The organism is Nakamurella multipartita DSM 44233 (assembly GCF_000024365.1).
In the GTDB taxonomy this organism is placed as follows: Bacteria; Actinomycetota; Actinomycetes; order Mycobacteriales; family Nakamurellaceae; genus Nakamurella; species Nakamurella multipartita.
This window is the reverse complement of the sequence record NC_013235.1, coordinates 2345295-2371413: the sequence shown is the minus strand read 5'-3', so window position 1 is coordinate 2371413 and position 26119 is coordinate 2345295. Positions and strand designations below refer to the sequence as shown.

Sequence of the window (26119 nt, the reverse complement as noted above, 5' to 3'; positions counted from 1 at the left end):
ACGGGTGGGACCGATGGGTGAACTGGGTGCGTTGTTCAACCCCGGCATGCGCCATGAACTCGAGGAACGCCGGGCCAAGGCCGCGCGTCGCGAGGAGGAGGGCAACGCCCGCGACGACGATCTGCGCATCGACCTGGACTCCGGGGTCGCGGTGATCAACACTCCGGGCGAGGACGGCGAACAGCCCGATTCCGGCTCGGCCGGGCACTCGACCGAGTCTGCCGAAGCCACCCGTTCCGCGGAGCCGACCACCACTGGCGAGGCGGCGGCCGCGACGGAATCCGCGGAGGGAGCGGCAGCGAGCGAACCGGCGCCGGCCCCCCTGCGGCCGCGCGGCAAACGCGCGATGGCCGCCGGCAAGCGCTAGCGCCCGAGTGACCCGTCGACACACCAGCACCCGGCCAGGTGGTCGTCGACCATCCCGGTGGCCTGCATCAGGGCGTGTGCGGTCGTCGGCCCCACGAAGCTGAATCCCCGCCGCTTGAGCTCCTTGGCCATCGCCTTGGATTCGGTGGTGACGGCGACGATGTCGCCGATGCCGGCCGGCCGGGCCCGGGGCTCGGTCGGTGCGAACGACCAGAGCAGCTCGTCCAGGCCGACGTCGAGAGCCAGCGCGGCGCGGGCATTCTGGATCGACGCGGCGATCTTCGCCCGGTTCCGCACGATCGTTGCGTCGCTCAGCAACCGCTGCACGTCGGCGTCGTCGAACTCCGCGACCCGCTCGATCCGGAAGTCGTCAAAGGCCCGCCGGAACGCCGGGCGCTTGCGCAGGATGGTCAGCCAGCTCAGGCCGGACTGGAAGGCCTCCAGGCACAGTCGCTCGAACAACGCGTCGTCGCCGTGCAGCGGCACGCCCCACTCGCGGTCGTGGTAGTCGATGTACTCCGGTGCGCTGGCCCCCCACCAGCACCGGGGCCGGCCATCCGCGCCGACCGTCAGCCCGGTCGCGGTCGGCGCGGTCATCGCGGCCCCGTGTCGGCCGGTCCGCGGCCCCGGGCGTCCGCCGGGATCGGGCCGGCCGAGCCACTGGCGGCCAGGGGCAGCGCACCGGACTGCAGCTGCCGAGCCAGGCGCCGCAGGCACGCCTGCAACGCCAGCGCCGCCACCGGGCCGGCCAGGCGCGCGGCCAGCCGTCCCAGGATGCCGAACGGCGGGGTCAATTCGTTCATCCAGATCGCCCGGCTGCCCCCGGCGGTCGCTTCCACCCGCATGGTGCCGACGCCCTGCAGCAGGCGGCCGTCCTTGGCCACCACCCACTGGTGCGGCGGGTCGTAGGCGGTGACCACCATCGTGTCCAGGAATCCGAGCCCGCCGACGCCGGTGAACGCCGCTACCCGCGACCCGACCTCGGGCACCGGGGCGGCGGATTCGACCGGGTAGAGCTTGGTTGCGATCATCCAGCGCTCCTGGGCGGCCAGGTCCACCAAGGCCGCAAAGGCCCGCTCGGGTGCGATCCCCGGCAATTCAACGCTGGCCCGGATCGTCGTGGTCATGAGGTTTCCCCGGCCGCGTGCGGCGCCGCATCCCCCGCGGTACCGGGGCCGGCCGGTTCGTCCGGCCGGTCCTGGAGCCCACTACCCACCGGGACCGGGCTGCGCTGGTCCAGCTGCGCGCGCAGGCTGTCGATCTCGGTGGCCATCCGCTCCAGCGCCCAGTCCACGTCGCTCATCCGGTAGCCGCGCAGGGCCATGGCGAACCGGACGCTGCGCACGTCCTGTCCGGTCATGCCCTGGTCGGGCAGTTCGGTCGGCGAGGTGTGCGGAGGCAACGCCGCCATCTGCTCCCCCCGGCCGAACAGGAACACGGTCAGGGCGAACACGATGCCGCCGATCACCGCCGCGATCACCAGATATTGCAGGACCGTCGTCACGACGCCACCTGCCGAGGGTGCCGATGGTTCATCCGCTGACGCTCGCTCACGAAACGATCGTGCCACGAGGCACCGACAGTGGCCCGAACCGGCGTCCGGAACAGGAGCCGGGGGGCGGCCATCAGACCAGGCCACGGCGTGGGGCCAGCGGCGCCCGGGTACCGGCCACGGCGGCGGCCATCTCCACCACCCGGCGGGTGGCCCGCACCTGATGGGCGCGGACGACCGCGGCGCCCTGCCACACGGCGATCGCGGTGGCCGCCAGGGTGCCTTCGAGCCGTTGGTCGACCGGCAGGTCCAGGGTCTCGCCGACGAAGTCCTTGTTGGACAGGGCCATCAGCACCGGCCAGCCGGTGGCCACCAGCTCTCCGGTGCGGTGTACCAGCTCCAGGCTGTGCCAGGTGTTCTTGCCGAAGTCGTGCGTCGGGTCGATCAGGACACCGGCCCGCGGCACCCCCAGCTCGACCATTCGCCGGGCCGCCGTGGTGGTCTGCTCGATGACCGCGGCGACCACGTCCGGATAGCTCACCCGATAGGGATTGGTCCGGGGAGCCGCACCCCCGGTGTGCGAGCAGACGATGCCCGCCCCGAAGCGCGCCGCGACGTGGGCCAGGTCCGGATCGGCGCCGGCCCAGGTGTCGTTGATCAGGTCCGCCCCGGCCTCGCAGGCGGCCACCGCGACCCCGGCCCGCCAGGTGTCCACGCTGATCGGCAACTCCGGAAAGCGCTCCCGCACCCGGGCGACGAACGGGACCACCCGATCGATCTCGTCCGACTCGGTGACCTCGGGCCCGACACCGGCCTTCACCCCGCCGATGTCCACCAGGTCGGCGCCCTCGTCGACGGCGCGGCGCACCGCCTCCATCGCGGCGGTCTCCCCGAAGGTGGCGCCGGCATCGAAAAACGAGTCAGGGGTGCGGTTCACGATGGCCATGACGGCCGCGCGGTCGGCGGGCAGCGGCCGTCCCCGCAGGACCACCGCCGGGTGCGCTGTCCCGGTCATCGCGGCGGCACCGGGTCAAGGGTGTTGCGGGCGATGAGCGCCTCGATACCGTCCGCGTCGAGCAGGTTCGCCGGGGACTGGGTCACCCCGGAGCGCACGTAGTGGAAAGCGGCCCTGACCCGGGCCAGCGGCAACCCGTGCAGCTGGGCGATGGCCAGCCGGTAGCAGGCCAGCTGCACGGCGGCCGCGTCCTCGCGCAGCGGCGAATGGCCGGTCTTCCAATCGACCACGGTGATCCCGCCGTCGGCGTCGGCGAAGATCGCGTCCACCCGTCCCCGCACCCCCAACCCGGCGATCCGGCTGGCGAACGGCACCTCGACGTCGATCGGCACCCGGTCGGCCCACGGCGAGGCCAGGAACCGGCGCTTGAGATCCTCGATCTCCGGGTCCGCGCCGACCCAGGCGTCACCCGCGCCCGGCAGGTCGGACAGCTCCAACAGCGCCTCGCCGCGGAACCGGTGCTCGAGCCAGGCGTGGAAGTCGGTGCCGCGGCTGAGCCGACCGGAGGACTCGGTGGGGACCGGGCGGGTCAACCGCCGAGCCAGTTCGGCCGGGTCGTCGGCCAGCTCCACCAGCGAGGTCACGGTGATCGTCCCCGGCAGTTCCACCTCGTGCACTTCTCGCCCCCGGTCGGATCGTTCGGCCAGCAGCGTCGTCACGTCCGCCGCCCAGCCGAACGGATCACCAGTGTCCACCTCATCCGCAGTGCCCGGCCGGTCCTCGACGGGCTCCGGCTCCGCTGCGGCCAGGTCGGCCAGCGCCTGCAGCACCCGATCGGCCCCGACCTGAACGTGCGGCCGCCGCGGGCCGAGCGGGTCGATGGGCCACACCGCGGTCCGCGGCAGCAACTGCTGGCCCTCGTCGGTGGCCGGAGGCGGCGCCCACTCGTCCGGCTCGGCGAACGGCCGGGCCAACGCGGCGCATTCTTCGAGGAACGGGCTGGGTCCGGCCGGTTTGGCCAGGCCCGTGCCCCAGTGATGCCCGGAGAAGAGCAGCGTTCGTTCGGCCCGGGTGAGCGCGACGTAGAGCAGCCGCCGCTCCTCGGTCAGCCTGAGCTCACCGAACTCGGCGGCATGGGCGGCCAGGGCATCGGCCAGATCCTTCTGGGTGCCGCCGGCCGGCCAGGCCAGCTGCGGCAGATCGTCCCGGTCTCCGCGGAGCTGCGGCGGCAGCTGCGCCGGATCGCCCAGCCAGGTGCTGCCCCGGGTGATCGGAAAGACCCCTTCGGTCAGGTGCGGGACCGCGACGATCTCCCACTCCAGCCCCTTGGCCGCATGCACGGTCAGCACCTGGACCCGGCCGGAGGGCTGAGGTACCTCGCCCGGCGTCAGGCCGTCCTCCCGCTCGGCGGCCGCATCCAGATACTCCAGCAACTCGGCCGGCCCGGCTCCGGTGGCCGCAACCTCGGCGACCACGGCCGCGAACGCGTCCAGATGGGCCCGACCCGTGCCGGCGACGAGCGACTCCACGTCCAGGTGGCACGCCCGTTCCAGGTCAGCGATCAGGTCCGGCAGGGGCTGGTTCAGCCGGGCGCGCAACCGGGCCAGGTGCGCGGCGAACCGGACCAGCCGGCGATGGCCGGCGGCCGAGTAGGCCTGGGCCGGTCCCAGGTCGCCGGCGGCGTCGACCATCGACCAGGTGTCGATGTCCTCGACCGGCAAGGCCGCGGCCACTGCCGAACGCACCACCGCGGTGGGATCCGCCGGTCCGCCGGCACCGTGCCCGTCGGCAGGCCGGGCGGGGCCGGCCAGTTCCCGGGCCCGCGCGGCCAGCGCCTCCAGGTCGGCCGCCCCCAACTGCCAGCGCGCGCCGGTCAACAGCCGCATCGCCGCCGGGCCGGCGGTCGGATCGACCAGCACCCGCAATGTCGCCACCAGGTCGGCCACCTCGGGCTCGTCGAGCAGGCCACCCAGACCGACCACCTCGACCGGCAGACCGGCGGCGCGCAGGGCGTCGGCGGTGTCGGCCATGTCGCTGCGCCGCCGCACCAGCACGGCGGTGGTCGGCGGCGTCGCCCCGGCCCCGCCCTCGTCCAGCGCGTCACGCCAGTAGCCGGCGATCGCCTCGGCCAGCCAGGCGTTCTCCTGCTCCGCGGTGCCGAACAGGCCGTACCGCAGCCGTCCCGGGTCCGCGGCCGGGGTCGGCCGCAACTCGCCGACCTCGACCGCCCGACCCCCCTGCCGGACCGGCCGCGACACCTCATTGGCCAGGGCCAGCACCGCACCCGGGTTGCGGAAGCTGGTCAGCAGCGAGCGGATGCTCGACGGGCGGCCCGAAGCGAGCGGGAAGTCGGTGACGAACCGCGGCAAGTTGGAGGCCGACGCGCCGCGCCAGGAGTAGATCGACTGCACCGGGTCGCCGACCGCGGTCACCGGGTGACCCCACCGCGCCTGACCATGACCGCCGGCCCGGCCCGCGCCGTCCCGGTCGCCGAACAGCGACCGCAGGATGACGCGCTGCGCGTGGCCGGTGTCCTGGTACTCGTCCAGCAGCACCACCCGGTAGCGCTCACGCATCGCCTCGCCGATGCGTGGGTGCTCCCGGACCAGGGTGGCGGCGATCTGCATCTGGTCGGCGAAGTCGACCACCCCGCGGTCACGCTTGGCCCGGACGTAGGCCGCGACCAACGGCAGGATCCACTGGCGATCCTGCAGCCGCTTCACCGGCCCGGCCAACCCGCTGTGCAGGGCGGCCCGCTGCCGGGGACCCGGAGGCGCCGAGCGCAACCGGTCCAGCACGGTGGCCAACTCGTCGGAGAGCAGGTCGACGTCGGTCAGGTGATCGGCCAGCGCGGAGGAGATCGCCAGCAGCCGCTCGGTGACCTGATCGGGACCCAGGTCGGTGAGCAGGTCACCGTCCCAGCGCCCCACCACCCGCCGGGCCAACTGCCAGGCGCCGGTCGGCGTCAGGACCCGGGCTGCCGGTTCGATGCCGGCCAACGGCCCGAAGTCGGCGATCAGCCGCCCGCCGAAGGCGTGGTAGGTGCTGACGTCCGGGTCGCCGGCGGGCAGATCGGCCGGTGACCGGCCGCTCCCGGTCCGCGGGCGCAGGGTGGTGAGCAGGGCCAGTCGCTGGCGGATGCGTTGGGCCAGTGCGGCCGCGGCCTTGCGGGTGAAGGTGAGTCCCAGCACCTGCTCGGGGCGCACCTGTCCGGTCGCGATCAGGTAGACCACCCGGGCGGCCATCGTCTCGGTCTTGCCCGACCCGGCGCCGGCGACCACCAGCCCCGGCTCCAGCGGCGCCTCGATCACCGCGGCCTGTTCGGCCGTCGGCGCGGGCAGGCCGAGCTCGCGAGCCAGGTCGATCGCGCTGATCATCGGGTCACCTGCCGGCCGGAGGGCTGCAGCGGGCAACTCGACCGCACCGGACACCGCTCGCACGAACGGTTCTCCAGGGCCACGCTGGTCGGCGCGGCCAGCAGCTCGGCGGCCTGGCGCAGCTCGTGGACCCAGATCTGGGCATCCTGCTCGGTCAGCGGCGGCTGCTGCCGGACCGCGGGCGTGCCCGACCGCAGGTAGACCAGTTCGGCACCGCCGGCCACCGAATCGCGGCCCGCGCGGTTGCGATCATCGGCCGCGGCGGAGTCGGCCGCGTCGCGATCGGCGGCGCCCTCCGGGGTGGCCAGGTCGGCCCCGGCCCCGAGCCGCAGGGCCAACTGGTACACCGCCAGCTGGGCGTTCTGCTCGACGGCGGCCCGGCTCGGCACACTGGCCCCCGTCTTGAAGTCGACGATGATCATGCTGCCGTCCGGCGCCTGGTCGATCCGGTCGGCCCGGCCGTTCACCTTCACCGGTCGCCCCCGGCCGGCCTCGTCCGACTGCGGCAGCCAGGTCGACAGCTGCGCCTCGGTGGCGACCGGCCGGCGATCGGCCGGCAGCTCGGCCATCCACGTCTGCGCCGCGGTCAGCATCAGCTCCAGGGCTCGCCGCGTCCGGGCGATCAACCACGGCGGCAGGTTCGTGCGGCCGGCCAGGAACCGCTCCATCTCCGCGACCAGGTCGGCCCGCGGCACCCCCCGGGCCAACCCGTCGACCAGCGCGTGCATCACGATGCCCTCGATCTGCTGCTGGCTGGTGCCCGAGCGGGCGCCCCGACGTTCCAGCACGGCCCGCAACGGGCACCGGGTCAGCGCTTCCACCGTCGATGGCGACAGCGTGACCGGCGCTCCGTCGGCCACCGGCGCCGCGGACGTGGACAAACCGGCCAGGCCGAACCAGTCCCGCGGATGCGCACCGTCGACCCCGGCTGCGGCCAGCCGGGCCAGCTGCCGGGCCGCCGCCGTGGCGGTGGGCTCCGGGGTGGTGGGGTCGGTGACCGCGCGCCGCAGGTCGGCGACCAGGTCGGTCAGCTGCAGGCGGCGGCGCCGCGACCCGTCGGGCTGCTCCGGCCACCCGTGCGGCAGCTCCGCCGGGCCGGCCAACTCGGTCAGGAAGCGGCTGGGCACCGTGTCCTGATCGGCCACCGAGGTGGCGACCAGACGTCCACGGGTGCGGGTTGCGGCCACATAGAACAGCCGGCGCTCCTCGTTCAGCGCATCGCCGCCCCCGGGCCCGTCGATGTTGCCGGAGGCAACACCGTCCTCGGCGTCCAGCAGCTCGTCCAGGCCGAGCAGGCTCTGCCGCCGGCGCAGGACGGGCCAGCGCCCCTCGCTGACCCCGGCCAGGCACACCATGTCCCACTCAAGGCCCTTGGCGGAGTGCGCGGACAGCAAGGCAACGCCGTGTCCACCGGGGCCCCCGGGCCCACGCGCACCGGCGGGATCGAGACCGATCCGGCGGTCGCTCACCTCGGCCAGGAATGCGCGAACCCCGGCGTAGGGCAGCCGGGCGACCAGCTCGCCGGCCGCGTCGAACAGCCCGAGCACGGCATCGAGGCTGCGGTCGGCGCGGAACCCGGCTCGGCCCCCGCGCAGGCTGGCGGCCAGCAGCGCGTCGGCCAGTCCCAGCCCCTGCCAGGCCCGCCACAGCGGAACCCGCGGGTCGGGGTCCTCGGCCACCGAGCGCACCGATTCCAGCAGGGTGCGCGCGGCGATGACCGGCGCACTCAGGTCCTCCGGCAGATCCTCGGGCAGCGGCGCGCCCAGCAGCGCGGCCGCCACCAGGTCGGCGGTCGGTCCGGAGTTGGCGGGATGAGCGACCCGCAGCCGCCGACGCAGCCGGCGCACCGCGTCGGTGTCCATGCCGAACCCGGGGGCGGTCATCAGATCGATCGCTCGCTCGCCGGTCAGCCGTGCCGGTTCCAGCGCGCAGTCCAGCAGCCGCAATATCGACCGGACGACCGGATCGTCCGACCCGGGATCGACCAGCCCGGTCGCGCAGGGCACGCCGGCCACCGCCAGGGCCCGCCGGACCACCGGCAGATCGGCGGCCGGCGAGCGCACCAGCACGGCCATCCGGGACCAGGCCAGCCCACCCCGCAGGTGCGCCCGACGCAGCTCGTCGGCCAGGAAGGCAGCCTCGCTCGCCGCGGTCGAGAAGGTCCGCACGACCACCTCGGCCGGGCGGGGTTCGCCGGCCGATGTCAGGTCGCGGTGCGGCCAGCCGCCGGGCAGCGCGGCCGCGACCCGTCGGGTGGCGGTGAGCACCGCGGGCCGTAGCCGGTGCGAGACGTCCAGCGACACCGTCTTCTCGACCGTGATCCGCCTCATCGCGCCGGGCTGCGACCCGCGAAAGGCGTAGATGGACTGGTCCGGGTCGCCGACGACGACCAACTCGTCGGCCCCGGAGGACAGCCGGTCGATCAACCGGGCCTGAGCCGGATCGACGTCCTGGTACTCGTCGACGAACAGCCGCCGGACCAGGCCCTGCTCGTGGGCCAGCACCGCGTCGTCGGCCAGGAGGGCCAACGCCGCCCGGGTCAATTCGGCCTGGTCCAGCGCCGGCCCGAGGCCGGCGGTGCCCTGCCGAAGGTCGGCCACGTCCTGGTACTCGCGGGCGAACCGAGCCGCCGCCTGCCATTCGGGGCGCCGGCGCCGGCGTCCCCACTCGGCCAGCCGGCTCGGGCCGATCCCCCGTTCGGCCGTGCGCAGCAGCAGCTCGCGCAATTCGGCCGCGAAGGTGGGCGAGCCCAGCGCCGGCCGCAGCGCCTCGGGCCACCCGCCGCCCTCGCCGTCCAGGTGGCCGGCCAGCAGTTCGCGCACCACGTGGTCGGACTCCCCCGCGGCGAGCAGGCGGGGAATGGACTCACCCGATCGGGCCGCCTGGCGGCGCAGCACGGCGAACGCGTAGCCGTGCAACGTCCGCACCATCGGTTCCCGGGTGGTCACCGACAGCCGCTGGGTGATCCGGGAGGTCAGCTCGGCGGCGGCCCGACGGGAGAAGGTCAGCACCAGGATCTGCTCGGGCGGCACGCCGCGGACCATGATGCGCTCAGCCACCGCCTCGACCAACGTCGCCGTCTTGCCGGTACCCGGGCCGGCCAGGACCCGCAGCCGGCGGCCCGCGTGGTCGATGACGGCTCGTTGCTCGGGGGTCGGCGACACCGGACCGGGCAGGCCCGGCCGCCGCAGGCGCAGGCTCGCGGGCCCGGCGGGGTCCGGGGCCGGGGCGAGCAGCTGGCTGGGGGTCATGACTCGATCCCACCACGAGGCACCGACAGTGCCCCGCTCCGACATGACCGCTCTCCGACATGACCGCCCTCCGACATGACTGGGTGCCACGCCGCCCCCGGCGGACCGTCCGGCCACACTGGCGGGATGGACATGGAGCTGGCTCAGCGGATGCTCGACGTGGTGGCCGCGGTGCCGGCCGGTCGGGTCCTGACCTACGGCGACGTCGCCGCCCGCGCCGGGAGCCGATCCCCCCGGCTCGCCGGATTCGTGCTGGCCAACCTCGCCGACGAGGGCACCCCGTGGCACCGGGTGCTGCGCAGCAACGGCACCCCGGCGCCCCACCTGGCCGACGAGCAACTGGCCCGCCTGCGCGCGGAGGGTGTGCTGGCCACCGACGGCCGGGTGGATCTGCGTCGCTACCGGTGGTCCGGCGAGTAGTCCCCATGTCCGATTTGCATCCACAACCGGCGCCGGCCGGTGGATTCGGCCCACCCGACGGGCCACCGTGGCCGCATGGACGACCTCTGCGGCCCGGCCCGCATCCGACTCGACGGCCCCCGCGGGCTGATCGCCGCCGTGCCCAGCGTGCTGGGCTTCCACCCCACCGACAGCCTGACGATGATGTGTTTCACCGGCGAGCGCAGCACCCTGGGGCCGGTGGCCCGGGTGGACCTGCCCCGCGGACGGGACCCCGGGCTGGTCCGCTTCCTGACCGGGACCGCGCTGACCCACGCCGACCAGGTCGCGATCCTGTGTTATCCGCGGCGGCGGTATCGGCCGGCCATCCTCGACGACCTGCAGACCGAGCTACGACGGGCCGGAATCACGGTGTTGACCGTGCTGGTCGTGCACGGCGGGCGCGCCTGGCCGACCCCGGTGCCCGGTCCCTTACGGCTGGTGGACAGCCTGCCGGTGCCCGGTCCGGACGACCCCACGGTCCGGGATCTGGCCGCCGCCAGCGTGCTCGAGGGTCGGGTGGTGCTCACCGACCGGGACCAGCTGCGGGCCTCGATCGCCGGCCCCCGGGGCCGCCGGCGTCGCGAGGTCGAACGGGCCATCTCCACCGTGACGCGGGGACGGACCCGACCCTTGCCCGAGCCCCCCGACCGGAACCCGGACGGGCCGGCGTTCGCCGGAGACGAGGACGTCCCGCCCCTGCCGGAACGGCTGCACCGGGTGATCGACTGGGCGTTGGCGCAGGTGGGCGAGACCGGGGCGGTGGATGCCGAGCTGGCCGCCGAACTGGCGGTCGCCTGCCTGCAGACGCCGATCCGGGACGGTGTCCTGATCCGGGCCCTGCTCGAACGGGATCAGACCTGGCTGGCGATGCTGATCGCGTGTGCCGCCTGGACCCCCGACGACCTGGCCGCCGGCATCTGTGCGGTGCTGGCCACGCTGGCCTACCGGCAGGGTGACGGTGCCCTGGCCCAGGTCAGCCTCGATCGGTGCCTGCTGGCCGAACCCGGCAACACGTTCGCGCCCCTGCTGCTCACGGCGCTGTCGGCCGGACTGCCGCCGGAGATCCTGGACGGCATGCTCGTGCCGATGAGTGAATGGGACGGTCTCGACGCCTTCGGCATCCGGCCCAATCAACTGCGCCACGGCACCGGCCGGCCGCACCCGGGCCGGCGGGACGGCGGAGACGGCGCGGTCGCGTGGACCGGCTAAGTGAGCGGCAGTGGTTCAGCGCAGGAACTGGTCCAGCCGCTCGGCCGTGGACAGGATGGCGATCAGGTCGGTCGGCGACGTCCGGGGGTGCGCCAGGCTGATCGCCAGTCGGAACAGCGCGGCGCGGCGGACCAATTGCGGCCAGTCCGGGCCGTCCGACCAGTCGGCGAGCAACTCGATCGGCGCACCACCGGCAGCGATGGCATCGATGGCCAGCACGCCGATGGCCCAGCCGGCCGGCCGCCAATACGGAGCCACGTCGATCACCGCGGGCATCGCGTTCCCGGCGAAGAGCACATGACCGTGCAGATCGCCGTGCACGAGCTGGTTCGGGGCGTCGACCGGGCGGCGCAGGGCGGCCAGTTCCCGGTAGGTGGTGGCCCCGTGCCCGTGGCCCAGACGGCCCTCGGTGTCGAGCACCTCACCCCAGGCCAGGCGGTCGGCCCAGCTGTGCAGGTCCGTGCGCTGCTTGAGAAATCGCGGTTCGGGCACGTCGGCGACGGCCTCGTGCAACGCCTGACCGGCCCGTCGGGCCTCCTCGAACCGGGGCGCGGGCGCGCCGGAGACGAACCGGTGGGCCGTCCATCCGGACACCACCCAGCGCCCGTCGGTCGACCGCACCGGACGGGCGATCCGGACGCCGGGCACCGGTCGCTGCTCGAACACCGACGCCAGCCAGCTGGCCTCGGCCGGGTCCTCGACCGGGCGGAAGACCGCGTTGCCGGCCCGCCAGGTCCGGCCCCGACCGCCCGGCAGCGGCTCCAGCTCGGCCGGGTTGGTGCTGAACGCGGTCAGCACGTGTTCCGGGGGTCGTCCGGATACGGCAGGCAGCACGGCGTCCAGCAGGTGGTCCCCGACGGAGGTGGCACCGCTGGCGGGCCGCTCATCCGGGTGCGCGGTCACCAGCAGACCGTACCGGGCGCACCACGCCGGGTGCCGGACCGCGCGCCGGTGGGGCCCGCCAGGGTGTCCCCCGCCGAAGGATCAACCGTCGGTCGATCAGTACGTGGGCAGACTCGGATCCACCTGCTTGATCCAGGCCAGGACCCCACCACCGACGTGCACCGCATCCCCGAAGCCCGCCTTGTGCAGCACGGCCAACGCCTCGGCCGATCGCGCTCCGGACTTGCAGTGCAGCACCAGCGGCCGGTCCATCGGCAACGAGGACAGGGCCTCGCCGGAGATGATGTCCCCCTTGGGGATGAGCACCGAGCCGGGGATGGAGACGATCTCGTACTCGTTCTGCTCGCGCACGTCGATCAGCACGAAGTCATCGCCCGCGTCCATCTTGGCCTTCAGGTCGCGCGCCGAGATGGTGTGGCTGATCGCGGCCTCGGCCGCCTCGTCGGACAGGGTTCCGCAGAAGGCGTCGTAGTCGATGAGCCCGGTGATCGGTTCACCGGCCGGGTCGCGGCGGATGCGTACGGTCCGGTAGGTCATCTCCAACGCGTCATAGACCATCAGCCGGCCGAGCAGCGGCTCGCCGATGCCGGTGATCAGTTTGATCGCCTCGGTGACCATGACCGAGCCGATCGAGGCACACAGCACACCGAGGACGCCGCCCTCGGCGCACGAGGGCACCATGCCGGGCGGCGGCGGCTCGGGGTACAGGTCGCGGTACTGGGGGCCGTACTCGGCCCAGAACACGCTGACCTGGCCTTCGAAACGGAAGATCGAACCCCACACGTAGGGCTTGCCCAGCAGCACGCAAGCGTCGTTGACCAGATACCGGGTGGCGAAGTTGTCGGTCCCGTCCAGGATCAGGTCGTACGGGGCGAAGATCTCCAACGCGTTGCCGGAGTCCAGCCGCTCGGTGTGCAGATTGACCGTCACGTACGGATTGACCTCGGCGATCGACTCGGCCGCCGACAGCGCCTTGGACTTGCCGATGTCGGACTGGCCGTGGATCACCTGCCGCTGCAGGTTCGACTCATCGACGGTGTCGAAGTCCAGAATGCCCAGCGTGCCGACGCCGGCCGCGGCCAGGTACAGCAGCGCGGGCGAACCCAACCCACCGGCTCCGACCACGAGCACCTTGGCGTTCTTCAGTCGCTTCTGACCGATCATGCCGACGTCCGGGATGATCAGGTGGCGCGAATAGCGTTCCACCTCGGCCTTGGTCAGCGACTCGGCCGGCTCCACCAGCGGTGGCAATGTCACGTTCTTCTCCTTGCGCAAGGACCACAGTTCTGCCTTCGAAGCAACCGCGAACGGCCGGCAGATCTTCCCAGAACCGGGAGGCGATCGATTCAGCCACCCCGGCGGACCGGCTCAGCCGGCCGGCGAGGGTGCCTGAGCCGGTGGGACTGCGGTCGCATCCGGGAACCGGTAGGGGTTCGGTGCGCAGACACTGCCGTCGGGCGGGATCGTCTGCGGATCCAGCACCGCCAGATCGTTGTTCGAGGTGCTCCAGGACTGCTGCATCATGATCGGCGCGGGAGCACCGTTGGCCGGGCACGGCTGATGGCGGTTGCCCAGGGCGTGACCGACTTCGTGGTTGATCGCGTACGCCCGGTAGGAATTGATGTCCCCGTTGTAGGACATCGCGCCGCGAACCCACCGCGCGTCGTTGATCATCACCCGGTCCATCCAGCCGTTGAAGCAGGACGCCTCCAGCGGGATGTCCCAGCCGCATCGGCCGGGATCGCGGATGCTCTGCTGGCTGGTCAGCGAGATGCGGATGTCGGGATCGCCGCTGTCGATCCGGGTGAAGCTCACCTGGCCGCCACCGATCCAGGACCGGGGGTCGGCCAGGGTGGCATCGACCACCTGGGCGAACTGCTGGTCCATGTCCGCGGGCAGCCCGTCCTCCACCTCGACGGTGTAGGTCAGCGCCCGCGAGCCGGTGCCCACGGTCGGGCTGGTCCCCGGGACCGTGTGCCAGGTGCCGTTGCCGGTGGTCGCGAAATCGGCGCCGGCCGGCAGTGCGGCAGCGGCGATCGAGCCCGCCACGTGCCCGTCGGCGTCCCGGTTGTTCGGGTCGGCCACTGCCGCCGGGGAGGCCGGACTGGATTCGACACTGGCACTGGGGGTGGCCACCGAGCTCGTCACCGATCCCGGTCCGGAGCCGCTGCTGAGCCCGCCGGTCGAGACCGGGCCGGTCGAGGGCTGCACCGCCGCGGCGGTGGTCGGAGTGTTGGACTGGCCGGCGGTCTGCACCAGCACGAGCAGGGTCAGCACCGCCAGCACGCTGATCGACACCAGGCGCCATCGATTGCGCCGGCTGAATCGCTCGCCGTAGGCCCCCGACCGGGCGGGCGGATCGGTCCGCCGGCGCGACCGCGAGGCGGGCCGGCTCGCCCCCGCTCGGGCGGCGCTCCCCCGCTCGGGATCGTTCGCCCCGGCCGTGGTCGAACGCGGGGACCGAGCCGGGTCACCCCCACTGGCCGATCGCCCGGCCCGGGACCCGGGTCGAGCGCCCGACGAGCGGGTACTGCCGGATCCGGTCGGGTCGGCTCCGGACTTCCCGGCCGGGGCGTCCCGGCGTGCCGTGGTGCCGTCCCGTCGTGCCGCGGCCGGGTCTCGCCGCGACGAGCCGGTGCCGGAGCCCCGGCGTCGGGGCGCCTCGGCATGGATCCAGGGCGAATCCTGCTCGTCCCAGAGCGACGAGGACGACAGCGACGAGGATGCGGGCGAAGTCGAGCTCGACGCCGACGACGCAGACCTGGACGATCGCGGCGCGGACGATCGCGGCGCAGAGGATCGCGGAGTGGAGGATCGCGGCGTGGACGGCCGCCACGCGCGGTCGTCGTAGCTGCGCGAGTCGTACGGCCGCGATTCGTACGGGCGCGAGCCGAACCGACCGGAGCTGCTATCCGGTGGCCCGTCGCCGGTATCGGGCCGGCGAGGACCGCCGGATTCCCAGGTCACGATGATGAGGTTCCCACAGCGGCCGGGACGGACCGCGATGGCGCGCCCGCGAGATCCGGCTCGGTCGGGGCGAAGTCGGATCCGGTCACGGTCCGAGCCCAGTGGGCCAGCATCGCCCGGGCGGTGGTCTCGGGTTCCTCCATTTGCGGCACATGTCCGCAGCCGGCGATCACCAGGAGTTGCGCATCGGGATAGGCGGCCGCCGCCCGCCGGGACAGTCGCACGTCCACCAGCCGGTCCCGGGTACCCCACACCACCAGCGTGGGCACCGTAATCCGCCCGGCCACCGCCGCGAACGAGCGCTGGCCGGTTCGCAGGTAGGAGCTCATCAGGCCGCGCAGATTACCGATCATCGACTCGTACACCCACGGCAGCCGGGCCCGCCAGGCGTGCTCCCGGGCGGCCAATGCGTAGTCCTGCTCGGTGACCACCTCGGGCCGGCCGAAGCACAGCTCACCCATGCCGCGAGCTCGCGCCGTCGGTGCGATCGACCCCAGCCGTTGGTAGGCCAATCCGGCCGTGCCGGGCATCAGCAACATCCCGAGCCGAGGATCGGCCCCACGATCGCCGGTGAGACGCAGGTCCGGTACCGCCGGCGCCAGCACGGTCAGGGTGCGCACCAGATGCGGCCACCCGGCGGCCACCTCGGTCACCACGACCCCCCCGTAGGAGTTGCCGACCAGGTGAACCGGGCCATCGCCGACGCGCTCGATGGTCGCGGCCACGACCCGTGCGTCCACCTGAGGTGAGTACCGGCCGCCCGGTGGCGGATCCGAGCGGCCGCTGCCCGGCAGGTCCAGGCTGTACCCGGTGGCCCGCGAGGCCAGCGCGGCGGACAACCTGGTCCAGTCGGTGGACGATCCACCCAGCCCGTGGACGTACCAGACCGGCGGGGCCCCGGCCGGACCCGGCTGCCGGCGGACGTGCACGCCCCCGCCCAGGATCAGGTGGGTGCGGCCGGCCGGGGCCGGCTGCGCGAGCGGAGGGATCGGCCCCAGCTCGCCCTGGTCCAGGGTCGCGGTGGTCCATTCCGCCAGGTCATCGCGCGCCGGCGGCCCGGCCACGTGCCAGGACGGCGTCGAGGTCATGACCTCATGGTGCTCCGATCCGAGTACCGCGCTCGTGTGGCCCGGCCGGTGATCCGGTCGCCGGCTCACCCCGGCTTCACCCCTCGTCCGCCTCCCGGACTTGTCCACATGTCCGAATTCCGTCCACATCCGGCCCGAATCCGCGCCACGGGTGCGGCCAACCGATCACGCTGGCCTGGTCGACCGATTCACCGGCCATGGCCGGGATCACCCGTTCGACACCGGCACCACCCCTTTGCCACACCCGCTGCCCCACCGCCGAACACGCCCGACGACACCCCCAATGACATCAGCGATGACATCCCCTGACGACCCCATCCGGGAGGGACCGGCCATGACAGGACCCACGCTGGCCGTGGACAGCGAATCGATCCGCGCGGCGGCGACCATCGTGGACCAGGCGGCCGCCGCGTTCGCCGGCGGCGGCACCGCGCAGCGCCCGGCGTCGCCGTTGACCGACGGGAGCCTGGGGGCCTCGGCGGCCGCGCAGGCCGCGGTCGCCGCTGCGGCGCGCCAGCTGGCCCGCGGCCAGGACGCCACGCTCGGCCTGGCCGAACGCACGCACACCATTGCCGGAGCGATGACCACCGCGGCCACCTTCTTCGACATCGTCGACTCGACGATCGGCGCCCTGCGATGACGGGCTCCGGCGGGTCGTTGGCCCGCCTGGCCATCGCCGACACGGCCCGGCGCCTGGGGCATGCGGACCCGGTCGCGCTGGTCGACGAGTTGGCCGAGGTCGACGTGCGGGGGCTGCGGGCCTGGCACGAGCTCAGCGCCGCCGCCGGGCAATCGCTGTCGACCGGCGCCGATCGGCTCGGCCGGGCGGTGTCGGCGGTGGCCCAGGCCTGGTCCAGCCCGGTCCCGCGGGCATCGGTGGACCTTCATCGGCAGGCCGCACGGGAGGCCCACGAGGTGATCGGCCGTCAGCTCGACGTCGCTCTGGACACGATCGGCACGCTGGAATCGACCAGGATCTCGGCGTCGGCCGAGCTGGACCGGGCCGAGGACCGCATCGTGGGCACCGGTTGGCCACCGAGCGAGGACCTGCTCACCTGGGCGACCACCACCGGCTGCCTGCCGACCATCGCGGCGACCATCGGCGGCCTGGCCCAGACCGTCCAGCAGCTCGGCCGGCGCAACGACGCGGCGCTGGAAGCGTTGACCGCGGCCCTGCGGGAGGACCCGTCGGCACCGGTGGACACCCTGCGGGCCATCATGCCGGCGGCGTTTCCCGGTGCGTCCCCGCCCCGTGAACCCGCCCGCGCGCCCGTCGACCAGGACAACCTGGACCGACTCGCCGTCGACCTCCGGTCCAGCGACATCAGCGTGCTCATCGCCGCCCGTGGCGTCCAGGCCGCCCTGGATCAGGCCCGGACGGCCGGCGGGAACGCCCAGCTGCTGGTCTACGAGTCGGCCAGCTCGTCCAGCCAGGGCCGGGCGGCGATCAGCATCGGCGACATCACCACCGCCGACAACGTGGCCGCGCTGGCCCCGGGGGTGGGCAGCTCGCCGACCTCGATGATCGAAGGCATCGACGACGCCGTCGCGCTGCGCGATCGCGCGCAGCAGCTCGAGGGGTCCAGCCGGACCGCGGTGGTCGCCTGGTACGGCTACGACGTGCCACTGGCCGCGCTGGGCGGCTCGCCGATGACCCCCGGAGCGACCGTGGCCGACCTGGCGACCACGGTGAACGACATGGCCGCCCGGGCGGGCGGCGGCCAACTGGTGCAGGATCTGGACACCTTCCGGCAATGGGCGCCGCCGGACGCCCGGTTCATCGGCATCGGCTTTTCCATGGGGTCGACCACGGTGTCGGCCGCGGCCGCGCGCCGCGCGGGGTTCGACGACCTGGTCATGCTGGGCTCACCCGGGGCCAGCGTCGAGGTCGAGACGGCGGACGACTATCCGGGGATGACCCCGGACCACGTGTGGGTGGGTTCGCTGGACAACGACCCCATCACCAAGGGCATCACCGATGGTGCCGCCGAGCTGCTCAACGGGCTCGGTCTCAATCCCTTCCAACCCACCCCGTTCGGACCCGACCCGGCCGACGCCGACTTCGGGGCCCGGGTGATGGACCTGACCTCGAACGCCCCGGACGTTTCGGTACAGCTGGGCGGACCGTTCGGACTGCTGACCTCGGCAGCGGCCAACGAGATGCTCGACCTGCAACTGAATCATCAGCAGGGCAATTACCTGTCGGGACCGAGCTTGGACGCGGTGGCCGCGGTGGTCGTCGGCGACTACGACGCGGTACCACTGCGGCCGGGCCGCTGAGGTCCGGAGCGGCCGGGCCGCTGAGGTCCGGAGTGTCGCCGGCGGCCGCGTAGGGTGAGCGCGGGCGAACGAGAAGGGACGCTGGGCTTCGATGACCGACGCGACGCGGGTGACGCCGCGGCTGAGCAAGTCCGCCCGTCGGACCCAGCTGCTGGCCGCGGCCAAGGCCGTGTTCGTCGCCCAGGGGTATCACGCGGCCGCAATGGACGACATCGCCGTCCAGGCCGGGGTCAGCAAGCCCGTGCTGTACCAGCACTTTCCGTCCAAGCTCGAGCTGTACCTGGCCCTGCTGGGCGAGTCGGCCGACGAGATGGTGCGATTGGTGCGCGAAGCGCTGCGGGCCTCGACCGACAACCATGTGCGGGTCGACAACGCGGTGGCTGCCTATTTCAACTTCGTCGCCGACAACGGCGAGGCCTACCGGCTGATCTTCGAATCAGACCTGCGGGGCCAGCCCGAGGTCGAGTACATCGTCGAACACGCGTGGGACAAATGCATCTCGGCGATCACCGAGACGATCACCACCGACACCGGCGTCGACGTGGAACGGGCGCGACTGCTGGCCTCGGGCATGGTGGGCCTGTCCCAGGTCAGCGCCCGCTACTGGATCCAGCAGTCGCCGCACGTGTCCCGGGCCGAGGCCATCGAACTGCTTTCCACGCTGATGTGGCGCGGCATTTCCCGGTTCCCCCGCCAGCACGAGGCGGCGGGGGCCGAACCGGGCCAATCGTTCTCGACTCAGGGCGAGTAGCTGAACCCCACCCGGCGGCTGTCGGCCGGAGCGATCTCCACATAGCCGATCCGCGAGGACGGCACGATCACCCGGCGGCCCTTTTCGTCCACCAGCACGAGCGTCCCACTGGGGTCCTTGAGCGATTCGGCGACCAGCGCTTCGATCTCGGCGGGTTCGGATGCCGAACTGACCACCAGCTCACGCCCGGTGTCCGTCACACCGATCTTGACGTCCACGCCAGACCTCCATCGTCCTGTCACCGTGCTCGATCACGCCGCCCGGTCACCGGGCGGGTCGCACCCCAGGCTAGTGCAGCGCGGCGGAGGTTCTGGCCGCCGCCCGTCCGCCGACCGCGAACAGGGACATCAGCCCCGGCGCCCACGGCAATCCGCCGCGCTCAGAACAGGGTGCCGTCGACCTCGATGCCGCGCAGCGACTCGTAGTCCAGCACCACGCACCGGATGCCCCGGGTCTGCGCCAGCGTGCGGGCCTGCGGGGCGATGCTCTGCGCGGCCAGCACCCCGGAGACCGGCGCCAGCAGCGGATCTCGGTTGAGGTAGTCCAGGTAGCGGGTGAGCTGCTCGACGGCATCAATGGTCGCCCGACGCTTGACCTCGACGGCCACGTAACCGGACCGGACCGGCGCCGGGGCGACCACCACGGCGCCGTCGGCCGGCAGCTCGCCGGGACCGTCGCCGGGCGCGTCCAGGACGATCTCCGGGCCGCCGTCCCGGCACATCAGATCGACCGGACCGATGGGCGTCGGGAACTCGCGCCGGACCAGGGTCCAGCCGTCCCCCAGCGTGCCCACGTGCTCGGCCAACAGCGCCTGCAGGTGCGCCTCGACGCCGTCCTTGACCAAGCCGGGATCGGCCCCCAGGTCGTGCGTGGAATCGTGCAGCACCTCGTCCAGGGTGATGACCAACCGTTCGCCGGCCTTGTTCTCGACGGTCCAGCGTTCGTCGGATTCGACCAGCCGGCACGGCGGGGACATCCAGTTCAGGGGTTTGTAGGACCCGCCGTCGGCATGCACCAGCACCGACCCGTCGGCCTTGACCATCAGCAACCGGACCGCCGGGTCCAGATGGGCCGTCAACCGGCCGACGTAATCCACTGAACACCGAGCCACGACCAGACGCACCCGGACACCTTAGTTGGCCGAGTGGGCGAGGCCACCATCGAGCAGTTGGCCGAGCGGGCGAGGCCACCATCGAGCAGTTGGCCGAGCGGGCGAGGCCACCATCGACGAACGCGACCCGATCGATCCGATCAGGACTCGTCGGCGGAATCGACTCGTTGGATCCGGCCACCCAGCGCGGTCATGTCCTCGACGAAATGCGGGTAGCCCCGGTCGATGTGGAAGACCTCGTGCACCTCGGTGACTCCGTCCGCGGCCAGCCCGGCCAGCACCAGGCCGGCGCCGGCGCGGATGTCGGTCGCCCAGACCGGGGCACTGGAAAGCTGCTCGCGCCCCCGCAGCGAGGCATGGTGGCCGTCGGTCCGGGCGTCGGCGCCCATCCGGATCAGCTCGTCGACGAAGCGGAAACGGGCCTCGAAGACGTTCTCGGTGATCAACGAATGTCCGTCGGCGACCGCGGCCAGGGCCAGCGCCATCGGTTGCAGATCGGTCGGGAAACCGGGGTAGGGCATGGTGATGAAGTCGACCGCCTTGGCCCGCTGGGCCATGGTGACCCGGACGGCGTCCGGCTCGGTCTCGATCTGGGCACCGGCGCTGCTCAACCGTTCCAACGGTGCGGTCAGGAACGCCGGGTCGACCCCCTCGACCCGGACCGAGCCCTGGGTGATTGCGGCGGCGTACGCCCAGGTCCCGCCCACCACCCGGTCACCAACGGTGCGGTGACTCGTCGGGTGCAGCCGGTCGACCCCGTCGATGGTGATCGTCGCGGTCCCGGCGCCCTCGATCTGGGCCCCCATCTGCTGCAGCAGGCGGGCCAGGTCGATGATCTCCGGCTCCCGGGCGGCGTTGTCGATCACCGTGGTCCCCCGGGCCAGCACGGCGGCCATCAGGATGTTCTCGGTCGCGCCGACACTGGGGAAGTCCAGACCGATCAGGGCGCCGTGCAGTTCGGCGGCGGAACCGACCACCTTGCCGTGCTCGATGCTCATCGAGGCGCCCATGGCCCGCAGACCGGACTGGTGCATGTCCAGCGGACGCGAGCCGATCGCGTCGCCTCCGGGCAGCGCGACCTGGGCCCGCCGGCAGCGGCCCATCAACGGACCGAGCACGCAGACCGAGGCCCGCAACCGGCCGACGGCCGGGAAATCGGCGTGGAAGGACAGTTCGGCCGGCGTGGTGATGGTGACCGTGTCCCCGGCCAGAGCCACCTCCGCGCCCAGCCCGCGCAGCACGTCGGCCATCAGCGGCACGTCCAGGATCTCGGGGCAGTTGGAGATCTCGGTCGTGCCCTCGGCCAGTAGCGCCGCGGCCATCAGCTTGAGAACGCTGTTCTTGGCCCCGGCCACCCGGACCGTGCCGGACAGGCGTGATCCTCCGGTCACCAGGAAGCGTTCCACGCCAGGAACTGTATCCGGCGCCGCGCACTGGTCACGACCGAAGCGCGTTCGGTCCGAGCGGCCCAGGCTGCCCCGGACGGGACCGGTTGGGGCCGTAGGGTGGGCGCATGGCCGTGCATCTGACCCGCATCTACACCCGGACGGGCGACGACGGCACGACCGGTCTGGCCGATTTCAGCCGGGTGCCCAAGACCGATCCGCGGCTGGTCGCCTACGCCGACTGCGACGAGACCAACGCGACGTTGGGGCTGGTGATCGCGCTCGGCGCGCCCGCCGAACCGGTGGCCGCGGTGATCCGCCGGGTGCAGAACGAACTGTTCGATCTGGGTGCCGATCTGGCCACGCCGATCCGGACCGACCGGCCGGCGCCGGCCCACGAACTGCGGATCACCCAGGCCTACATCGACCGGTTGGAGGCCGACTGCGACACGTTCAACGCCGACCTGCAGACGTTGAAATCGTTCATCCTGCCCGGCGGGACGCCGAGCGGGGCATTGCTGCATCTGGCCCGGACGGTGGCGCGGCGGGCCGAGCGCAGCGCGTGGGCGCTGCGGGCGGCCGATCCGGACGGGTCGAACCCGCTGGCCGCGGCGTACCTGAACCGGCTGTCGGACCTGCTGTTCATTCTGGGCCGGGCCGCCAACCCGGACGGCGACGTGCTCTGGGTTCCGGGCGGCGAACGCGCCGCCGACTGATCGGCGGGATGGGTCAGCTCTTGCGGACGCCCCGGTGGAACAACCGGACGGAGCGGCTGGCCGGCGGCATCGACTCGAGCCAGGATCGCAGCCCGGTGAGTGCTTCCTCGGCCACGGCCAACTCGAGTTCGGTGCCGCCGTGCGTACATCGCACGATGACCGCGTCGACCGGCAACAGATCCGGTTCGGTGCCGACGGCGGTGCGGCGCCGGCCCAGCCGCAGCGACTCACGGTGCAGCCGTCGCGCCGCCCCCGGCCAGGGCGAAAACGCCCGGTAGAGCAGGAGTTCGTTGCCGTGATAGCGGCCTTGGCCCAGCACCCAGCCGCTGCCGTCGGGCCGCAGCTTGCGCCGCCAGCTGATGTCGATCGCCCCGGACCGGATCAGTACGGAGCGTCGCAGGGCGATCACACAGATCGAGACCACGACGACAACCAGCACCGCCACACCAAGCAACTGGGCCAGCGACGCGAAGTCCATGTCGGGAACGGGCCGATTCGGCTGCTAGATCTCGTTGCCGGTGGCCAGCAGCTGAGCCTGGGCCCGGCGCAGGTCCGCCTCGGTATCGGCCGAGTCGCCACCGCTGGACCTCGCCCGCTCGTAGGCGGCTCGGGCCTTGGTCACGTCGATCTCGTCGGACAGCTGAGCGTCCTCGGCCAGGATGGAGACGCCCTCCTTGGTGACGGAGAGGAAGCCACCGTGCACCGCGACACCGAGGACGTTGCCGCTGGGTTCGATGATCCGGGCCGCGTAACCCTCGCGCAGCTGCGCCAGCAGCGGCGAATGGCCGGCCATCACGCCGATGTCACCGTCCACGGTGCGGGCGACGACCAATTGCGCCGGACCCGACCACAGCTCGCGCTCGACGGCGACCAGATGGACCTGAATCTCTGCCACGAACGCCTGGCCTTCCGCTCGATGTCGTCTCGGTGAACTCGCCTTGGTCACGCAGGCAATCCGACTCACGACCACGGGACCACGGCGGCACGGTCCGGCTGATGGCGCGGCGTGCCCAGAGCCCCGACCCGTGACGGATCGGACCCGTGGAGTCTAGCCGACGCCCCGGCGCGGTCCGGCCCGGCCTCGGCGCGGCGCCGGGAGCACCGCTGTGCGCTTGGCCACGTCGATCGGCCGGACCGGTCCGGCCGGATGTGGTCCGACCTGGGCGTTGTGGACAACTCGACGGGGCTGTCGGCCGAAAGTCGTACGGTTCCGCGGCATGAACGCCGCATGGAATTCACCGGACCGTTTCCACCACGGTTCGAACCGGGGTTCCGGTCGCCTGCTGGCCGCGGCCGCCGCGGCGATCGCGTCCGCCCGGGTCGCGTCGTGATGGGGGCCCGCAGAAGGGGACCCGCGTCCCGCGGTCGCCGGGTGGTCACCGCGCTGGCGGTGATCGGGCTCGGGCTCGGGCTTGGCGGTTGCACCGGCAACCTGGTGGTCGATCCCGGGCCGAGCACCGCCGGCGCGGCCATCGCCGACGTCCGGCCGACCGGTCCGGACGAATGGCGCCGGACCGTCCCGCTGGAGCCGTTGACGGTTCCGGCCGAGATGGTGGCACCGGCCGACCGCTTCGACGGGGGCGCCATGGTCAGTGGCACCCCGAGCAACCCGGCCCTGGTCGCCGCGGTCGGCACCCGGCCCGGCGGCGAGCGGTATCTCCGGGTCTCCCGATGGACCGGCACCGGGTTCGAGCACGGGTCGGTCACCCCGCCGGCGCCCGGTTCGGTGCAGGCCGTCGCGGCCGCCGGCAACGCGACGGTGACCGCCCTAGCCGGCTGGACCTGGCAGACCGGGTCGATCGCCCCGTTCCTGCTCATCTCGACCGACCGCCGGTCCTGGACGCCGGTCGACCTGCCCGTCGAGCTGGCCGGCTACCGCATCGTGGCCGTGGCCGCCGACGGCGGCCAGCTCGTCGCATTGGCCCAGCACCCGAGCGGATCAGCGGTCGTCGTCAGCCTGGACGCCGGGGGCGCCCTCACCCTGCATCCGTTGCCCGATCGGCCCGCCGGCCAGGATCGCGACCTCACCGGGCTGGCCGTTTCCGGCGGCACCGTCGTGGTCATCGGTGGCCAGGGACCCGCCGGCAGCGAGCGGCCCCAGGTCCTGCGCTCCATCGACGGCGGTGCGACCTGGACCGATCCGGCCGAGATCTCGGCCGCCCGCACCGTCTCGGTCAGCGGGATCGCCGCCCTACCGGGCGGGTTCATGATCACCGGCGCGCAGACGGCGGACGGTGTGGACCAGACGGGGATGCGGGCCGCGGCGTGGTTCTCCGCGGACGCCGTGACCTGGGCCGCCGAGAGCGTGCCCGAGGCGGACGGCTTCCGGTGGGACGACTACTCCAGTGCGGCCGGGGCGCCGACGGCGGCCAACGGGCACCTGCTGGTGCTGATCGACAGCACCTCGGCGCTGTACTCGCGCCTGCTGGAACGGTTGCCGTCAGGGCAGTGGATCGACATGGGCGCGACCGACAAGGTCGCGCGCGGCACCGGCGCTGCCGGCACCGTGGTCCCACTGACCGAACCGACCGGCGGCCAGGCCCCGGGGTCTACCCTGGTCGCCATCGAGGGCGCGGCCGGCCTGTCGCTGGGGCGGTTCGCATCCGGCCTCTGGGACACCCTGCTCACCCCGGACGCCGCTGCCCCCCTACCGTTCTTCAACCGGACCCGATCCAGTTCCGCCGAGCGCTGGCGAGCAATCGTCCGGCAGCGTCATCTGGAGCCGTGGCAGGACAGTGGGTGGGCCATGTGGTGGCAGCCGACCGAGGTCGGGTTGGTCCCGGGAGCCATCGCGGATCTGCCCTGGGATCCGGCCGAACTGACCGGACTGAGCGACCTGAGCAACGTGGTCCGCAGCTCGACCGGCGACGCCGAGCTGGCGATGGCCGCCGCGCGTGACAGCGACCAGGGGTTCTGGCACATCGCGGGTTGGTTCCGGCCCGCGCTGGGCCAGCCCTGGACCCCGGTCACCGGCTTCGCCGGCTCCGGAACCCAGCAACAAGTGGCCACGGCGGATAAGGTCGGCTCCCGCTGGTTCGTCGGCGGGTGGGGACGGTCCGCGACCGACGGCGGGGCCGACGATCAGGGCGCTGCGGACGATCAGGCGATGATCTGGAGCTCCGACGACGGGGTCAGCTTCACCAGCGCGCCGGGTGACTTCGCGGTCGGTGACGGACACTCGGCCGTCATCGACATCTGCGCCGGTCCCGACGGCACCCCGCTGGCGGTCGGCCAGATCGAGGATGCCCAGGGCACCGGCGTCGCCGCGCTCTGGACCGAGCAGGATGGCCGGTGGGTGCGCACCGATCTGCCGAATCCGCCCGCCGCCGGCAGTTCCTTTTCCGCCTGCGCCGTCGAGGACGGGGTGCTGGTGATCGACGGCGACCTCGGCTACCGGTCCGAGCGGTGGAGCTGGTCGGCGCCCGCGGGCTTCCAGCTGCTCGCCCCACCTCGGGTCGACCGGGCCGGCGACGGGTCCGCGCCGTCAACCACCGAGGGCGCGACCGACCCGGGCGCGGCCGACCAGCAGCGCAGCGAGCTGCGGTCGGTCCAGTCAGCCGGATCGGGCTACGTGGCCTCCGGCCGCATCGACTCGGCCACCTACACCGGGCCGGTGCTCTGGGTCTCGCCCGACGCGCAGCGCTGGCGGTGGGTGCCCCTGCGGGTCCACCGGCCGGACTCGTGGTCGCTGGTCAGCGTGGTCGACCAGGACGTGGTGATCCTGTGCTCCTCGGCCACCGATTCGCAGGCGTGGCGCGTGCCGGACATCGCCACGGTCATGGCCGGGATGCCGGCGTCCGGCTGAGCCCGCCCCGCCCCGGTTCCTG

Annotated in this window: 24 protein-coding genes; 9 read left to right on the top strand and 15 right to left on the bottom strand. The window is 73.0% G+C overall.

Features of this window, described 5'->3' with window-relative positions; genetic code table 11:
* Positions 1–13 precede the first annotated feature (13 nt).
* Positions 14–367: a DUF6191 domain-containing protein gene (locus NAMU_RS10685; RefSeq protein ID WP_015747419.1), complete on the top strand. Its 354-nt coding sequence runs from the start codon at positions 14–16 to the stop codon at positions 365–367.
* Here NAMU_RS10685 and NAMU_RS10680 read toward each other — a convergent pair.
* From NAMU_RS10680 to NAMU_RS10655, 6 genes are all read right to left on the bottom strand, one after another.
* A complete protein-coding gene (locus NAMU_RS10680) occupies positions 364–963 on the bottom strand; it encodes a DNA-3-methyladenine glycosylase I (protein WP_015747418.1) in 600 nt (199 codons plus the stop codon). The two genes, NAMU_RS10685 and NAMU_RS10680, sit on opposite strands and share 4 nt — an antisense overlap.
* Positions 960–1493, bottom strand: coding sequence for an SRPBCC family protein (locus NAMU_RS10675; protein ID WP_015747417.1), 534 nt, complete (start codon positions 1491–1493; stop codon positions 960–962). The genes NAMU_RS10680 and NAMU_RS10675 overlap by 4 nt, the downstream gene beginning before the upstream one ends.
* Complete coding sequence (locus NAMU_RS10670; RefSeq protein ID WP_015747416.1) at positions 1490–1870, bottom strand: DivIVA domain-containing protein; 381 nt, start codon at positions 1868–1870, stop codon at positions 1490–1492. The genes NAMU_RS10675 and NAMU_RS10670 overlap by 4 nt, the downstream gene beginning before the upstream one ends.
* A gap of 121 nt (positions 1871–1991) precedes the next feature.
* On the bottom strand, positions 1992–2873 hold the full coding sequence (folP, locus tag NAMU_RS10665) for a dihydropteroate synthase (RefSeq protein WP_015747415.1): 882 nt from the start codon (positions 2871–2873) through the stop codon (positions 1992–1994).
* Complete coding sequence (locus NAMU_RS10660; RefSeq protein ID WP_015747414.1) at positions 2870–6190, bottom strand: ATP-dependent helicase; 3321 nt, start codon at positions 6188–6190, stop codon at positions 2870–2872. Before NAMU_RS10660 ends, folP begins: the two co-directional genes overlap by 4 nt.
* A complete protein-coding gene (locus tag NAMU_RS10655) occupies positions 6187–9441 on the bottom strand; it encodes an ATP-dependent helicase (RefSeq protein ID WP_052307895.1) in 3255 nt (1084 codons plus the stop codon). Before NAMU_RS10655 ends, NAMU_RS10660 begins: the two co-directional genes overlap by 4 nt.
* Before the next feature lie 126 nt (positions 9442–9567).
* Between NAMU_RS10655 and NAMU_RS10650 the strand changes: the two genes are divergently transcribed.
* Together NAMU_RS10650 and NAMU_RS10645 are read left to right on the top strand one after the other, a co-directional pair.
* The gene (locus NAMU_RS10650; protein WP_041368731.1) at positions 9568–9861 is read left to right on the top strand and encodes an MGMT family protein; all 294 of its coding nucleotides are present in this window, start codon (positions 9568–9570) and stop codon (positions 9859–9861) included.
* Positions 9862–9936: 75 nt separating this feature from the next.
* A complete protein-coding gene (locus NAMU_RS10645; RefSeq protein WP_015747411.1) occupies positions 9937–11091 on the top strand; it encodes a DUF4192 domain-containing protein in 1155 nt (384 codons plus the stop codon).
* Between the two features lie 15 nt (positions 11092–11106).
* On the opposite strand, the gene NAMU_RS10640 is transcribed toward NAMU_RS10645, so the two are convergent.
* From NAMU_RS10640 to NAMU_RS29880, 3 genes are all read right to left on the bottom strand, one after another.
* Complete coding sequence (locus tag NAMU_RS10640; RefSeq protein WP_015747410.1) at positions 11107–11994, bottom strand: TIGR02569 family protein; 888 nt, start codon at positions 11992–11994, stop codon at positions 11107–11109.
* Positions 11995–12090: 96 nt separating this feature from the next.
* Positions 12091–13251: an adenylyltransferase/sulfurtransferase MoeZ gene (gene moeZ, locus NAMU_RS10635; protein WP_015747409.1), complete on the bottom strand. Its 1161-nt coding sequence runs from the start codon at positions 13249–13251 to the stop codon at positions 12091–12093.
* A gap of 111 nt (positions 13252–13362) precedes the next feature.
* Entirely contained in the window at positions 13363–14292 is a 930-nt protein-coding gene (locus NAMU_RS29880; RefSeq protein WP_015747408.1) for a DUF3152 domain-containing protein, read from the bottom strand.
* A gap of 337 nt (positions 14293–14629) precedes the next feature.
* Between NAMU_RS29880 and NAMU_RS29875 the strand changes: the two genes are divergently transcribed.
* Positions 14630–14845 (top strand): hypothetical protein, encoded by a 216-nt coding sequence (locus tag NAMU_RS29875; protein ID WP_169312483.1) that lies wholly within the window; start codon positions 14630–14632, stop codon positions 14843–14845.
* A 112-nt stretch (positions 14846–14957) separates the two neighbouring features.
* On the opposite strand, the gene NAMU_RS10625 is transcribed toward NAMU_RS29875, so the two are convergent.
* Entirely contained in the window at positions 14958–16049 is a 1092-nt protein-coding gene (locus NAMU_RS10625) for an alpha/beta fold hydrolase (RefSeq protein ID WP_015747407.1), read from the bottom strand.
* Positions 16050–16383: 334 nt separating this feature from the next.
* Here NAMU_RS10625 and NAMU_RS10620 point away from each other — a divergent pair, with 334 nt between their 5' ends.
* From NAMU_RS10620 to NAMU_RS10610, 3 genes are all read left to right on the top strand, one after another.
* Positions 16384–16689, top strand: a complete 306-nt coding sequence (locus tag NAMU_RS10620; protein WP_015747406.1) for a hypothetical protein — start codon at positions 16384–16386, stop codon at positions 16687–16689.
* On the top strand, positions 16686–18329 hold the full coding sequence (locus tag NAMU_RS10615) for an alpha/beta hydrolase (RefSeq protein ID WP_015747405.1): 1644 nt from the start codon (positions 16686–16688) through the stop codon (positions 18327–18329). The genes NAMU_RS10620 and NAMU_RS10615 overlap by 4 nt, the downstream gene beginning before the upstream one ends.
* 91 nt (positions 18330–18420) lie before the next feature.
* Positions 18421–19080: a TetR/AcrR family transcriptional regulator gene (locus tag NAMU_RS10610; protein ID WP_015747404.1), complete on the top strand. Its 660-nt coding sequence runs from the start codon at positions 18421–18423 to the stop codon at positions 19078–19080.
* On the opposite strand, the gene NAMU_RS10605 is transcribed toward NAMU_RS10610, so the two are convergent.
* From NAMU_RS10605 to murA, 3 genes are all read right to left on the bottom strand, one after another.
* Positions 19068–19298 (bottom strand): DUF3107 domain-containing protein, encoded by a 231-nt coding sequence (locus NAMU_RS10605; protein WP_015747403.1) that lies wholly within the window; start codon positions 19296–19298, stop codon positions 19068–19070. The two genes, NAMU_RS10610 and NAMU_RS10605, sit on opposite strands and share 13 nt — an antisense overlap.
* Before the next feature lie 161 nt (positions 19299–19459).
* Positions 19460–20203 carry an endonuclease NucS gene (gene nucS, locus NAMU_RS10600; protein ID WP_015747402.1) on the bottom strand — a complete coding sequence of 248 codons (744 nt, stop codon included), beginning with the start codon at positions 20201–20203 and terminating at the stop codon, positions 19460–19462.
* Positions 20204–20331: 128 nt separating this feature from the next.
* Complete coding sequence (gene murA, locus NAMU_RS10595; protein WP_015747401.1) at positions 20332–21597, bottom strand: UDP-N-acetylglucosamine 1-carboxyvinyltransferase; 1266 nt, start codon at positions 21595–21597, stop codon at positions 20332–20334.
* A gap of 107 nt (positions 21598–21704) precedes the next feature.
* Here murA and NAMU_RS10590 point away from each other — a divergent pair, with 107 nt between their 5' ends.
* The gene (locus NAMU_RS10590; protein WP_015747400.1) at positions 21705–22292 is read left to right on the top strand and encodes a cob(I)yrinic acid a,c-diamide adenosyltransferase; all 588 of its coding nucleotides are present in this window, start codon (positions 21705–21707) and stop codon (positions 22290–22292) included.
* A gap of 13 nt (positions 22293–22305) precedes the next feature.
* On the opposite strand, the gene NAMU_RS10585 is transcribed toward NAMU_RS10590, so the two are convergent.
* Together NAMU_RS10585 and NAMU_RS10580 are read right to left on the bottom strand one after the other, a co-directional pair.
* Positions 22306–22770: a DUF2550 domain-containing protein gene (locus NAMU_RS10585; protein ID WP_015747399.1), complete on the bottom strand. Its 465-nt coding sequence runs from the start codon at positions 22768–22770 to the stop codon at positions 22306–22308.
* 24 nt (positions 22771–22794) lie between these two features.
* Complete coding sequence (locus tag NAMU_RS10580; RefSeq protein ID WP_015747398.1) at positions 22795–23187, bottom strand: F0F1 ATP synthase subunit epsilon; 393 nt, start codon at positions 23185–23187, stop codon at positions 22795–22797.
* A gap of 477 nt (positions 23188–23664) precedes the next feature.
* Here NAMU_RS10580 and NAMU_RS10575 point away from each other — a divergent pair, with 477 nt between their 5' ends.
* Entirely contained in the window at positions 23665–26097 is a 2433-nt protein-coding gene (locus NAMU_RS10575; RefSeq protein ID WP_041368729.1) for a hypothetical protein, read from the top strand.
* Positions 26098–26119: the final 22 nt, after the last annotated feature.